Below are 12,275 nucleotides of genomic sequence, written 5' to 3'. Positions count from 1 at the left end.
AAACAGACTGTCATGCCGCCAACTGGCCAGCCATGAGTGGGGTCAGTCAGCCCTCAGGTGCGCGCCGGAGCGGCGGACACGGACCCCGCCCGGCAACGCGACCGCGCCCTGGCCGCGATAGGACACGATCAGGGCGTCCAAGGAAGCGATATGGCGGCTGGAGAGGTCGTACGGGCGAGGGGTGATCGTCGATGCCCACGAGTGCAGCACACGGCGGCGGATGGGCTCGGGCTCGGTGGCCACGACGGCCACAAGCAAGCCGTCTTTAGAGACCGCCTGCACTGACGCGGCCAGCGAATCGAGCAGGTCGGCGTCGGCGCGGGCCATCTTCGCCGTACGAGCCAACCCGGCGGTCACCCCGGGAGCAGCCTCCTCCAGCGTCGGCAACAGTTTGCGCAGGCGTGAGCGCGCGTACGCGGGATCGCTGTTGTGCGGATCGCACCACGGCTTCAGGCCGGCGGCCGCGCAAGCCGCGGTGGTGGTCGACCGCGGCAGGTCCAGCAGCGGCCGCAGATAGCGGCCGCGCCGGGCTGGCATGCCGGCGGCGGCCCGGATGCCGGAGCCGCGGGCGAGGCCCAATAACACCGTCTCGGCCTGGTCGTCACGCGTGTGACCGAGCAGGACGGCGGCTGCCCCGAGGCGGTCGGAGGCCGCGTCCAAGGCCGCGTACCGGGCCGTACGCGCGGCGGCCTCCGGCCCACCGGGACCGTCGACGGAGACCGTCAGCACCTCGGCCGGGACAAGACCGCACGACAGCGCCCACGCTCGTACGTCCGCGGCCCGCGAAGCCGATCCGTCCTGCAAGCCGTGGTCGACGGTCAGCAAGCCAGCGGGTAGACCCGCTTGGGGGGCGCAGTACGCGAGGGCGTCCGCCAACGCCAGCGAGTCCGGGCCGCCGGAACAGGCGACCAGGACCAGCTCGCCCGGGGACAGCCCGGTCAGCGCCGCGGCGACCGCGGCGCGTACGTCATTCAGCGGTGGCGGCGGGCCGGCCATGGACTCGGGTGACCCACGCGTGTGGGTCGGTCAGCTCGGAGGTGAGCGGAAGTGTCTCGGGCGAGGTCCAGATCTTGTTGAAGCCGGCCATCCCGACCTCGTCCACGATCGCGGCGACGAACTTTCGGCCCTCAGCATACTGCCGGAGCTTCGCCTCCACCCCGAGCAGCCGGCGGACCAGCTTCTCCACCGGATTCGCGCTGGCGCGGCGGGCGTTGAACGCGGACCGGATCTCGGCGACGGTCGGCACCACCTCCGGCCCGACGCCGTCCATCACGTACTCCGCGTGGCCCTCGACCAGCGTCATCAGCGCCGTCAGCCGGTCGATGATCTCGCGTTGCGCGGGCGTCTGGACGATGTCGAGCAGGTTCGAACGGGACTGCGGGTCGTTGACCACGTCCGAGAGCGTCGAGACCGCCCGTCGGACCCGGTCGGCGACCGCTTCCGGATCCAGCTCGGAGGCGTCGATGAAGGCGTTGACCTCGGCAAAGAAGTGTTCGCGCATCCAGGGCACCGCGGTGAACTGGGTGCGGTGGGTGACCTCGTGCAGGCAGACCCACATCCGGAAGTCGCGCGGGTCGGCGTTCAGCTTGCGCTCGACCTCGACGATGTTCGGCGCCACCAGCAGCAGGGGGCCGACGCCGCCGGAGAACACCTCGTACTGCCCGAGGACCTTGCCGGACATGTACGCCAGCACCGTGCCGGCCTGCGCGCCGGTGACCTTCGGACCGACCGTACGCAGCACCGGATTGGCCTGCACCGCCTGCATCCGGCTGGCCAACGGGCCGGTGACCTTGCGCAGGCCGGCGATGTTCGCCTTCGCCCAGTCGCCGCGGTCCACCACCTGCACCGGCGCCGCCTCGACCACCGGCGGCATCTCGGTGAAGGCGGCCACGTGTTCGGCCGCTTCCTCGGTCAGCCGGCGCAGCTCCGAGACCACCCCGGCGGCCTCACTGAAGGTGACCGACGGGCCGGGGCGGGCCAGTCGGGCCGCGGTGAGCGCGGCCAGATCCCAGTCGACGATCTCAGGCATTCCCTTACGTTACGGCCAGCGGCCGCCGATGGCTGGCCACCCGGCCGCCAACCCGACGCGAGGGTGACGTTCCAGGGCCGGAATGCCCTACTTTGTCGCCCTAGAAGTCACCCTCGACGAGGATTAACCAGACGCTGTCTAGGAACAGCCGCAGCCGGCGAGCTTGGCGGCGACCGCGTCGAGGGCGTCTTCGGCCGCTGAGGTGCCGCCGTTCGGGACCTTGTCGGCTACGACGGCGAAAACCAGAACCTGGCCGGAGCTGTCGACCAGAGTGCCGGCCAGCGAGCTGACGCCGGAGAGGGTGCCGGTTTTGGCTCGTACGAGACCGGCCCCGGCTCGCGACTTCCCGTCCTGGAACCGGCTGTCCAGGGTGCCGCTGTAGCCGGCCACCGGCAGCCCGGTAATCGCCGGTCGCAGGTTGGGATGGGCGGGCGAGGAGGCGGTGGCCAGCACCGAACTCAACAGTCGCGCGCTCACCCGGTCGTTGCGGGACAGGCCGCTCGCGTCGGACAGGGTCGCGTCACCGGCTGGCACGCCGAGCTTGGACAGGGTCGCGATCACCGCGGCGGCCCCGCCGGCGAAGCTGCCGGGCTGCCCGTTCTTCAGTCCGACCTGGTGGGCCAGCACCTCGGAGATCACGTTGTCGGAGATCTGCAGGTTGTCGTAGACAATCCCGGACAGCATCGGCGAGCTGACCGAACCGAGCTCGCGGGCGCCGGCCGGCGCCTTGCCGCTGGTGATGTAAGCGGACGGCACGCCGAGTGCCTGCGCGAAGCCCTGGGCTGCGAAGACCGCGGGTGTGGTGGTACGGCCGCGAGCATCCTCGGATGGGGACGTACGGCCGCCGTCGACCATCAGCGCGGTGATCGGCGCCACGTCGCCGCCACTCACGTCGGTCGGATCCCACCCAGCCGCCTGCGTCGGGCCGCTGAACAGCGAGGTGTCGACGATGATCTTGCTGACCGAGGCGCCGCCGAGCGCCTTGCGCACCTGCGCGGCCAACTGGTCCAACCGGGCCGCGTCTGGATATGCGGTCTTCGGCCCGATGCCGAGCGTCGGATCGCCGCCACCGACGAGATAGACCGCACCGGCGGCACCCGCCACCGCGCGGGTCTTGAAGCGGTAGTCAGGACCGAAACTCTCCAACGCGGCCGTCGCGGTGAGCAGCTTGGTCGCGGACGCGGCCGGCACCGAAGAGCTGTCCGTGTGGCCGTACAACGACTCGCCGGTGTTGCCATCGCGTACTGACACCGAAACGCTCGGTCCGAGCCTGCTGTCCGCCAGCGCCTGGCCGAGCTGGCTGGCCAGGCCCTCGGCGGTCGGATCGGCGCCACCGGCCGCCGCGAGCACCGGCTGCGGGGCAGCCTGCAGGCCGGGCACTGGGTACGCGACTTCCGGGGTCGGTGGCAGCGGGGTCAGATAGCCGCGGATCGGCGCCGCGAACGCGACGGACACCACAGCACCACCGGCGGTCCCGGCAATGCCCACCAGCACCGCCGCCACCAGGCCGGTTACCAGCAACCAGCGCGGGGCTCGCGCGACCACCCGTCACCTCCCACGACAACTCCGTAAGCGACACTACAAGCAAGCATGGAGTGCGCTTTTCGCAGAGGAGTAGATAGTGGAATTCGACGTCACCATCGAGATCCCCAAGGGACAGCGCAACAAGTACGAGGTTGACCACAAAACCGTCGGATCAGACTTGACCGGGTGCTTTTCACCGCCACCCAGTATCCAGCCGACTACGGATTCATCGACAACACCCTCGGCCAGGACGGTGACCCGCTGGACGCGCTGGTGCTGCTGCCGGAGCCGACCTTTCCGGGCTGTGTGGTGCTGGCTGGCCCGCGCGATCGGCATGTTCCGGATGCGCGACGAGGCGGGGCCGGACGACAAGGTCCTGTGCGTACCAGCGCGCGACCCGCGGCAGGAGCACATGCGGGACATTCACCACGTACCGGAGTTCGAAAGGCTGGAAATCCAGCACTTCTTCGAGGTCTACAAGGACCTGGAGCCGAAGAAATCCGTCGAGGGCGCCACCTGGGTCGGCCGAGACGCCGCCGAGGCCGAAATTCAGGCGTCGTACAAACGCCTCGAGGACAACCCCGACCACTGATTACTTCAGTGTGATCACCTCGAGTTCACCGTCCGCGTAGCGCGCCCGGATGCGCTTCTTGTCGAATTTGCCGACGCTGGTTTTCGGGACCTCGTCAATGAAAGTCCACCGCTCCGGCAGCTGCCATCTGGCGACCTTGGCGGCCAGGAAATCGCGCAGCTCGGCGGCGCTGACCTGTTCCCCTTCGCGCACCACGACGGCCGCGAGTGGTCGCTCGTCCCAGCGCGCGTCCGTCGGCACGCCGACCACCGAGGCCTCCGCCACCTTCGGGTGGCCCATCAAGTGGTTTTCCAGCTCTACCGAGGAAATCCACTCGCCGCCGGATTTGATGACGTCCTTGGAGCGGTCGGTCAGGGTGAGGTATCCGTTCGGCGTCACCATGCCGACATCGCCGGTACGCAACCAGCCGTCGTGAAACTTTTCCTCCGGTGGCGCAGCATCGCCGTGGTACGAGCCAGCCACCCACGGCCCTCGCACTTCCAGTTCACCGACCGCGACCCCGTCGGTCGGAACCAGGTTCCCGTCCGGGCCGGCCAGCCGGAACTGCACGGCGGCCGGGAAGCGGCCCTGAGTTTTCCGGTATTCCCACGCTTCGTCGGCGGTCGCGCCGGCCGGTGGCCGGGAAACCGAACCCAGCGGCGAAGTTTCGGTCATCCCCCACGCGTGAATGACGTCGATCTGGTGCCGGTCGCGATAAGCGGCCATCAGCGCCGGTGGGCAGGCCGAACCGCCGATGACGACCTCTTTCAGCGATGACGTATCAACATCGTGGGAGTCCAAATAGGACAGCAGGTCGGCGAAAACTGTCGGCACCGCGCCACCGAAAGTCGGCTTCTCGGCCGCGATCATCTTCGCCAGCGGCTCGGCCTGCAGGAAACGGTCCGGCATCAACAACGTCGAACCGGCCATCAGGCACGCGTACGGCAGCCCCCACGCCATGGCGTGGAACATCGGCACGATCGCCAGAATGCGATCGTCTCCGTTGATCCCAAACGACTCGCGGGTCAGGATCTGCAGCGAATGCAGGTAGATCGAGCGGTGCGAATACACCACTCCCTTGGGGTCTCCGGTCGTACCGGACGTATAACACATGGCGGCCGCGTCCCGCTCGTCCGCGGGCTCCACCCAGTCGAAGGTGTCTGGCTGCGCGGCCAGCAGCTCCTCGTAGTCATGGAGCTGCTTGCCGGCGTCCGCGATCGGCGCGGTGTCGGCGGGGCCGACCACGATGACGTGCTCGACAGTGATCAGTTTCGCCAGCACCCGCGCGAGCAGCGGTACGAGTGTGTTGTCGACAATGATGATCTTGTCTTCGGCGTGGTTGGCGATGTAGGTCAGCTGGTCCGGGAACAGCCGCAGGTTCAGAGTGTGCAGCACCGCGCCCATCGACGGCACGGTCAGGAAGACCTCAAGGTGCTCCGCGTTGTTCCACTGGAAGCTCGCGACCCGCTGGTCGCCGTCGATGCCCAGCGCCCGCAGCGCGTTCGCGAGCTGGGCCGCCCGGCGGCCGACCTCGGCGTACGTCCGGCGGCGGGGACCTTCCGTGGTCCAGCTCACCACCTCGGCGGCACTGTGCACGGTAGTGCCGTACTTCAGGATCCGGGTGATCGACAGTGGTGTGTCCTGCATCGTGCTGCGCATCGAAAACCTCCGCTGGCCGAGCGCCTGGCAACGTGAGCTGGGGTGACGTGGATCATGCCCTGATGGCAGCGAGCCTAAGGCTACGCACGCGTACGCGCTAACTATCCGAACGGCTGTGTCCGTACGAAAGCGGCAGGCCCCCACGAAGTTCCGTGGGGGCCTGCCGAGCAAACGTGCTCTTTCTATATCTCCAGTGCGCCTAGTGGATGGCGGCTGGAGCGACGGTCGCATCGGCGTCCGCCTGCTGCGCGGACAAGCCGTTGGTCGTCCGCAGCGGGATCTCCTTGACGAAGAACCCCAGCACGATCAGCGGGATCGCGACCGCGGCGGCCAGGATGAAAACGGTGGTCATCGAGTCGTTGAAGCCATGCAAGAAGATGTTCTTCAGCACGTCCGGCAGCCGGGTGATGAAGCTGGTGTCGTTCAGGCTGCTTGATCCCCCGCCACTGCCGGCGAGCAGGTCGCGCTGGCTCTTGGACAGATGCGCGACGGCCTGCCCGAGCGCCTGCGGCTCGGTGTGGGTGGCGTCGGTGAACCGGTCCTTGATGTTGCCGGCGACCGAGTTGAACAGCACCGACAGGAAGATCGCGGTGCCGAACGTGCCGCCCATGGTCCGGAAGAACTGCGCCGAGCTGGTCGAAACGCCCATGTCGCGGGCTGGCACGGCATTCTGCACCGACACGATCAGGGTCTGCATCGACAGGCCCAGACCAATCCCGAAGACCGCCAAATACGCCATCGGAACGATGATCGCCACGTCCGGGGTCAGCGTGGAGCAGAGCACCAGGCCAATCATCAGGAATGCGGCGCCCACGATCGGGAAGACCTTGTAGCGCCCGGTCCGGGACATCACCTGGCCGGACAGGAAAGACGCGCCCATGATCCCGAGCATCAATGGCAGCGACAGGAAACCGGCCGCCGTCGGCGAATAGCCGCGGACGATCTGCAAGTAGAGCGGAATGGCCGCGATGCCACCGAACATCACCATGCCGACCAGGAAGTTCATCACCGACGTGACACTGAAGACGCTGTTCTTGAACAGCCGCAGGGAAAGGATCGCGTCCTCGCCCATGTGCCGCTCCCAGAACACGAAGGCCACCGTGGCCACCACGCCGAGCGTGATCAGGCCAATCGACCGTCCCGAGCCCCAACCCCAGTCATTGCCCTGCTCGGCCACGGTCAGCAGCGGGACCACCCCGAGCGCCAGCAATGCGGCACCGACGTAGTCAACGCGGGAGTTGCGCCGGGTGTGCGGCAGGTTCAGCACCCGCGCCACCACGGTCAGCGCGGCGATCCCGACCGGCACGTTCACCAGGAAGATCCAGCGCCAGCCGTCGAATCCCAGAATCGTGTTCTGGCCGGCCAGAATGCCACCGATCACCGGGCCGAGCACACTGGACGTACCGAAGACGGCCATAAAGTACGCCTGGTAGCGACCGCGTTCCCGAGGCGGCACGATGTCACCGACGATCGCGAACGCCAGGGACATCAGGCCACCGGCACCAATGCCCTGCACCGCGCGGAATGCGGCCAATGTGTAGATGTCGCCGGCTATACCGCTCAGCAGCGAGCCGGCGATGAAGATCCCGATCCCGATCGCGAACAGATAGAACGGCTTGCGGCCGTACATATCCGACAGTTTTCCGTAAAGCGGCGTGGAAACCGTCGACGTGATCAAATACGCCGTGGTCACCCATGCCTGCGCGGTCTGGCCGTCCAGCTTGTCGGCGATCGTACGCATCGCCGTGGAGACGATGGTCTGATCAAGCGCGGCAAGGAACATCCCCAGCAGCAACCCGGAAAGGATCACCAGGATCTGCCGGTGGCTCAGAGCCAACCCCCGCTTGGTATCGCCGGCGGCTTCGGCCAACGACTGACTCATGCTTTGTTCCGTCCTTCCTCACTACCAACCGCCTCGGCGTACTGCCGGCGACGATTGTCAAGATTTGCGTTGAAACGAACCAGAGAGCGCAGGAAACGCTTGCGCTCAGCTTCCGAAAAATCCGACACAAGCGCGGAAACGCCGTCGATCCGGGCCCGATGCTCGGCTGCCAGCAGCGCCTCACCGGCCGGGCTTACTCGAATAAGGTGCGCGCCCGCTTGTCCACCGGATCGGTCTCCCTGGCCAGATATCCGGCCGCGGTCAGACTCGACAGGTGCCGGCTGACCGTGGACAGATCCAGGCACAGGTGCTCGGCCAGCGCCGACGGCCGGACCGCGCGCGCGCTCGGCGATCGCCCACAGCACGCCGTACGCAGGGCCTTCCAGCTTGAAGCCGTGACCTGGCGGCAGCGCGTTGTGCAGCCCCTTAAGACCCCGCATCAGCCCGAAAAGCTCCCGGACCAAGGCCTCGGCGGTTGTCTCCGCCGCAGTGTCGACCGACATGCCCTCACCTCGATAGTTACTTGCTCTCTGCAACTATCGACTGGTTGCTTGTGCCATGCAAGCGATTTTCCCGGTGACGATCATCACCGGGAAGATCGCCCGTTCGACGGGAATACCAGCCACCGCACCAAGAAGGAGCCACCGCGCGTACGCGACACGAATCCGGACAAAATCGCCAGCCAGCATAACGAAGGCGGGGCCCGTCCGATAAGGACAGACCCCGCCTTCGATTTGTCAACCGCCGGGCTCCTGCTGAGCTACTTCCCCGGCCACACTCCGATCACCCGGTGATAGACCTCCGCACTGCCGCGATCGACCGCGGTCTTCACCAAGGCGAAAATGACCGCCTCGACAGCGGCGCCAGTGAGCACTTCGGCCCAACTGGAGTCCGCCGCGGTGGGCTGTGGCCGGTCACCTTCGTGCCCCATCGCCCGCCAAACCTTGCGGAACACCATCCCGGCCAGCAACCCGCCGGCTATTCCGGCGCCAAAGCTGATCGGCTTGTACGCCAAAAGTGCCGGCTTCATGACTTCTTCTTCCTGCCGCGCAGAACCACCAGCACGCCGATCGCCAGCAGCCCGATCCCGATCGCGGCTCCGATCACCGGCGCTTTCTGGATCAGCGCCGCGCGGCCTTGCGCGATCTTCTCCTCGGCCTGCTTTCGAACGTCGAGACGACCAGCCAGCTGATCGACCGTGCCGCCGAGTTCCACCCGCAGCCGCGCGATGTCGGCATGCAACTCGGCCTCGGTGAGCTCGACCGGCTTTTGGGCATCGGTAGCGGTGGGCGCCGGCTTTACCTGCTCCGCCGTCATCGATCCGACCTTTCTTTCAGGTTCTTGAGGATGCTCACGTCCGTCTTCAGGCCTTCGATAGCCTGCTGCGGCACCGGCGGGCTGCCACGTTTGACCAACCGAATCCCGATCAAAACCAGCACCGCCGCGACCACGAGCATCACGCCAAAGACAATCAACGCGGCCGCCCACGCCGGCAACACCACGGCGAGGCCGAGAACCGCGGCGGCCAGCAGAACGCCGACGGAATAGAAAGCGATGACGCCAGCGCCGGCGAACAAGCCGATGCCCGCCCCCAGCTTCTGGGTCTTCGCCTTCAGTTCGATCTGGGCCAGCTTCAGTTCACTGCGGACCAGTTGAGACACTTGCCCGGAGAGCTGGCCGACCAGTTCTCCGGTGGAACGCTCGTCGGCCGGATCTCGTCGCGCGTCTACCGATTGCGCCACCTCGCGGCCCCCCTTTCCCATCTCTGCCGGCCGGTCCGTCGCGGTATTGCCGCGGGCCAGCACCGATCATCTTGCTGCGCAACGCTACTCGTACCGCGTTGACCGGGCGATTCGTGCACGCCGATTCCGCACCCTGGTGCGCAATCAGCACCGATCGGTGGCCGGCGACGGGCAATAGTTACCACAGCACGAGAACATTGCGGCGGGCGGCCGTACCCACGATCCGTCGAGCGAAACGCTCAGAAGCCCGGCGATCCAGCGGAGCCGACCTCCTTGATAAATGCGAACAAGATCTGCACGCCAGGTGGCGGCCCGATCGCGGCACCCGATTTTTGGCCGACAGGCTGATCAGCGGTCACCGGCGAGTCACCGCCGACCCGCCGGAAAATGACCGTCCGCAGCGGCCAGTGGTTTTGCGGACAACCGCCGGCCACGGTCTGGACCACAGATCTTCCACCGATGGCGGGCAACGGAGGATGCGCGGCCACCGGAACCGATCGAAACAGGTGCCCGAATGGGCCGCTTCGGTGCCGTTACGGCGTACCGGCCGGCAACCCAACCGACACCGAGCCCGGCCGCCAGACTTGTGAACGAGGAACATCACCCCGATGAGAACAGGATGAGAATGCCGTCGCGGTGGCCGCCGGTGGTCGTGTTTGGGGCAATCGCGGGTGCTTTGCCGATCGTGACAGCGCCGTCAATCCGGTGTGGTCCGGGTGGAAATCGAAGTTCCTATCGATTATTCTGCTCCCGAGGCGACAAGCGGACTAGAGAAGTGGTATTAATTCCTCTAGTGATCGCGGATGTCACGCGCGCTGCGATCGAAATCATCTACTACGATTGTCGGACGCGTCAACAGTTCGACATGAGGAGAGTGCACATGCAGGTCAAGCTGGACATCGCAGACGCGGTCATCACTGTTGGCGACAAGGGGCTTCTGCTCTCCATTGCCGACAACTCCGGTTCGCCCATCGGGCATTTGCGGATCGGTCAGTCCGCAGTGGAATGGCGCAAGGGCGCGAGCCGGGCCGGGCGGGGCAAGAAGGTTCCGCTGCAGCAGTTCATCGCGGTTCTCGAAGAGACCATCGAAGGTGGCGGCGCGGCCGCGGCCCGGCCGGCCGCAAAGAAGGCCAGCAAGGCTGCCAAGGCAGCGAAACCGGCGCCCGCGCCGGTGAAGCGTGGCCGTGGCCGTCCGCGCAAGAATGCCGCCGCACCGGCCCGTCCGGCCGCCAAGCGGGCCGCTCGGCGCGCTTCCGCGGTCGATACTCAGGCCGTCCGCGCCTGGGCACAGGAACAGGGCCTGCAGATTTCCACCCGTGGCCGGCTGCCCGGCTCGGTCCTGGAGCAGTACCGTCAGGCCAACTCGTAACCTCGGCCCGACAAAGGTAAAACGCCGAGCTGCGGTTCACTCGGACGCGTCCAACGGCGCGATGCCAACCGGCATCGCGCCGTTTCGCATTGCCGGCGGCGTTTCGATCTCCACCAAACGGGTATTGCCCAGGAGCCAAGGTCTCGATGACCAAAGTCATGCCTATTCGACACCGTCGGCCATCGGCCGAAAAGACGAGTGCCGTACGGGCCGAAATACCCTGACACCAAGCCGATCGGTCCAGCGATTGACGTTCCGGGTCGCGGGGGCTGACCCCACCAGCACCGCATCCTGCCACCATTGGTTTACTCCTGGTCATGACCGATTCCTCGCCAGCGTCCTTCCGGGTCGGCCTCATCGGGTTTGGGCTGGCCGGGTCGGCCTTTCACGCCCCGCTCATCTCAGCGACGCCCGGACTGCAGTTGAGCGCGGTGGTGACCGGCAATCCGGAACGGGCCGACCGGGCCAGCCGCGACTATCACGACGTCATCGTCGTACCGACCGCCGAGGAATTGCTTTCCCGGCCGGACCAACTCGATCTGGTCGTGGTCGCCAGCCCGAATGGTTCCCATGCCGCGCTGGGGATGGCAGCGCTGGCAGCGGCCTGCCGGTGGTGATCGACAAACCCCTCGCCACCACCCCACAACAGGGCCGGGAGTTGGTCATCGCGGCCCGAGAACGCGGGCTGATGTTGACCGTCTTCCAAAACCGGCGCTGGGATTCGGACTTCCTGACACTGAAGAAACTCCTTGCCGAAGATGTCCTCGGCACCGTGCACCGGTGTGAATCCCGGTTTGAAAGGTGGCGGCCACAGCCTTCCCGAGGCTGGCGCGACCAAGCACCCGCGGACCAGGCCCCGGGCATCTTGTTCGACCTGGGCAGCCATCTGATCGATCAGGCCATTCAGCTTTTTGGTCCGGTTCATTCGGCGTACGCCGAAATCGACCGGCGGCGCCAGGGCACCCGGTCCGACGACGACTCATTCATCGCCATCACGCACCAGTCCGGCACCCGGTCGCATCTTTGGATGAGTTCGGTGGCCGGCCAGGGCGGGCCGCGCTTTCGCGTACTTGGCGACAAGGCCGCATTCGTCAAGACTGGCCTCGATCCACAAGAAGCGGACCTGCGAGCCGGCCGGCATCCGGCCCGGCCCGGGTGGGGCGAGGACCCGGTGGCGCAATGGGGACAGCTCGGCACCGACGACAACCTGGTCACCATTCCCAGCGTTCCCGGCACTTATCCGGAGTTCTACCGGCAAGTCCGGGACGCCCTTCGCGGAGTGGCACCGGTGCCGGTCGATCCGGCCGACGCGGTCACCGTGCTGGAGGTCATCGCGGCCGCCCGCGAAGCCACCGGAGTGACCTCCTGACCTGTTCCGGTCAGAAGAGGCGGACCCGGCGGGCCATTGACCTGCTTCGTTCGGCGGAATGCGACTGTCGGCTCGTAGACAATCGCCGGCAAATCACATAACGTCCGGCGACGGGTGTGATTGGGCACAC

At 66.8% G+C, this 12,275-nt stretch carries 13 protein-coding genes and 1 pseudogene; 4 read left to right on the top strand and 10 right to left on the bottom strand.

Features of this window, described 5'->3' with window-relative positions:
* Positions 1-42: 42 nt before the first annotated feature.
* The 3 genes from tilS to dacB form a co-directional block, all read right to left on the bottom strand.
* Complete coding sequence (tilS, locus tag GNX96_RS03380; RefSeq protein WP_163566971.1) at positions 43-996, bottom strand: tRNA lysidine(34) synthetase TilS; 954 nt, start codon at positions 994-996, stop codon at positions 43-45.
* Positions 968-2,029, bottom strand: coding sequence for a zinc-dependent metalloprotease (locus GNX96_RS03375; RefSeq protein ID WP_163566970.1), 1,062 nt, complete (start codon positions 2,027-2,029; stop codon positions 968-970). Before GNX96_RS03375 ends, tilS begins: the two co-directional genes overlap by 29 nt.
* 138 nt (positions 2,030-2,167) lie before the next feature.
* Positions 2,168-3,574 (bottom strand): D-alanyl-D-alanine carboxypeptidase/D-alanyl-D-alanine endopeptidase, encoded by a 1,407-nt coding sequence (gene dacB, locus GNX96_RS03370; protein ID WP_163566969.1) that lies wholly within the window; start codon positions 3,572-3,574, stop codon positions 2,168-2,170.
* Positions 3,575-3,650: 76 nt separating this feature from the next.
* Here dacB and GNX96_RS03365 point away from each other — a divergent pair.
* Positions 3,651-4,145: pseudogene (locus GNX96_RS03365) on the top strand (inorganic diphosphatase).
* Here GNX96_RS03365 and GNX96_RS03360 read toward each other — a convergent pair.
* From GNX96_RS03360 to GNX96_RS03330, 7 genes are all read right to left on the bottom strand, one after another.
* The gene (locus GNX96_RS03360) at positions 4,146-5,783 is read right to left on the bottom strand and encodes a long-chain fatty acid--CoA ligase (RefSeq protein WP_163566968.1); all 1,638 of its coding nucleotides are present in this window, start codon (positions 5,781-5,783) and stop codon (positions 4,146-4,148) included.
* A gap of 199 nt (positions 5,784-5,982) precedes the next feature.
* Entirely contained in the window at positions 5,983-7,665 is a 1,683-nt protein-coding gene (locus GNX96_RS03355; RefSeq protein ID WP_163566967.1) for an MDR family MFS transporter, read from the bottom strand.
* On the bottom strand, positions 7,662-8,168 hold the full coding sequence (locus GNX96_RS67040; RefSeq protein ID WP_279579247.1) for a hypothetical protein: 507 nt from the start codon (positions 8,166-8,168) through the stop codon (positions 7,662-7,664). Before GNX96_RS67040 ends, GNX96_RS03355 begins: the two co-directional genes overlap by 4 nt.
* Positions 8,169-8,425: 257 nt before the next feature.
* Positions 8,426-8,695, bottom strand: a complete 270-nt coding sequence (locus tag GNX96_RS03345; protein WP_163566966.1) for a DUF4235 domain-containing protein — start codon at positions 8,693-8,695, stop codon at positions 8,426-8,428.
* Positions 8,692-8,982: a DUF3618 domain-containing protein gene (locus tag GNX96_RS03340; RefSeq protein WP_163566965.1), complete on the bottom strand. Its 291-nt coding sequence runs from the start codon at positions 8,980-8,982 to the stop codon at positions 8,692-8,694. The genes GNX96_RS03345 and GNX96_RS03340 overlap by 4 nt, the downstream gene beginning before the upstream one ends.
* The gene (locus GNX96_RS03335; protein ID WP_279579246.1) at positions 8,979-9,470 is read right to left on the bottom strand and encodes a phage holin family protein; all 492 of its coding nucleotides are present in this window, start codon (positions 9,468-9,470) and stop codon (positions 8,979-8,981) included. Before GNX96_RS03335 ends, GNX96_RS03340 begins: the two co-directional genes overlap by 4 nt.
* 176 nt (positions 9,471-9,646) lie before the next feature.
* The gene (locus GNX96_RS03330) at positions 9,647-9,895 is read right to left on the bottom strand and encodes a hypothetical protein (protein WP_279579245.1); all 249 of its coding nucleotides are present in this window, start codon (positions 9,893-9,895) and stop codon (positions 9,647-9,649) included.
* A 305-nt stretch (positions 9,896-10,200) separates the two neighbouring features.
* Between GNX96_RS03330 and GNX96_RS03325 the strand changes: the two genes are divergently transcribed.
* From GNX96_RS03325 to GNX96_RS03320, 3 genes are all read left to right on the top strand, one after another.
* Entirely contained in the window at positions 10,201-10,776 is a 576-nt protein-coding gene (locus GNX96_RS03325) for an Lsr2 family DNA-binding protein (protein WP_163566963.1), read from the top strand.
* Between the two features lie 317 nt (positions 10,777-11,093).
* A complete protein-coding gene (locus tag GNX96_RS48440; RefSeq protein WP_279579244.1) occupies positions 11,094-11,393 on the top strand; it encodes a Gfo/Idh/MocA family oxidoreductase in 300 nt (99 codons plus the stop codon).
* The gene (locus GNX96_RS03320; RefSeq protein ID WP_279579243.1) at positions 11,390-12,145 is read left to right on the top strand and encodes a Gfo/Idh/MocA family oxidoreductase; all 756 of its coding nucleotides are present in this window, start codon (positions 11,390-11,392) and stop codon (positions 12,143-12,145) included. Before GNX96_RS48440 ends, GNX96_RS03320 begins: the two co-directional genes overlap by 4 nt.
* Positions 12,146-12,275 lie beyond the last annotated feature (130 nt).

Source organism: Fodinicola feengrottensis (genome assembly GCF_010993775.1).
Classification (GTDB): Bacteria; Actinomycetota; Actinomycetes; order Mycobacteriales; family HKI-0501; genus Fodinicola; species Fodinicola feengrottensis.
This window is presented reverse-complemented; position numbering and strand designations above follow the sequence as displayed.

Excerpts from the sequence above, each read along its gene's own strand:
- tilS (WP_163566971.1), bottom strand. The coding sequence starts at position 996 with ATGGCCGGCCCGCCGCCACCGCTGAATGACGTACGCGCCGCGGTCGCC.
- GNX96_RS03375 (WP_163566970.1), bottom strand. The coding sequence starts at position 2,029 with ATGCCTGAGATCGTCGACTGGGATCTGGCCGCGCTCACCGCGGCCCGA.
- GNX96_RS03360 (WP_163566968.1), bottom strand. The coding sequence starts at position 5,783 with ATGCGCAGCACGATGCAGGACACACCACTGTCGATCACCCGGATCCTG.
- GNX96_RS03355 (WP_163566967.1), bottom strand. The coding sequence starts at position 7,665 with ATGAGTCAGTCGTTGGCCGAAGCCGCCGGCGATACCAAGCGGGGGTTG.
- GNX96_RS67040 (WP_279579247.1), bottom strand. The coding sequence starts at position 8,168 with ATGTCGGTCGACACTGCGGCGGAGACAACCGCCGAGGCCTTGGTCCGG.
- GNX96_RS03345 (WP_163566966.1), bottom strand. The coding sequence starts at position 8,695 with ATGAAGCCGGCACTTTTGGCGTACAAGCCGATCAGCTTTGGCGCCGGA.
- GNX96_RS03340 (WP_163566965.1), bottom strand. The coding sequence starts at position 8,982 with ATGACGGCGGAGCAGGTAAAGCCGGCGCCCACCGCTACCGATGCCCAA.
- GNX96_RS48440 (WP_279579244.1), top strand. The coding sequence starts at position 11,094 with ATGACCGATTCCTCGCCAGCGTCCTTCCGGGTCGGCCTCATCGGGTTT.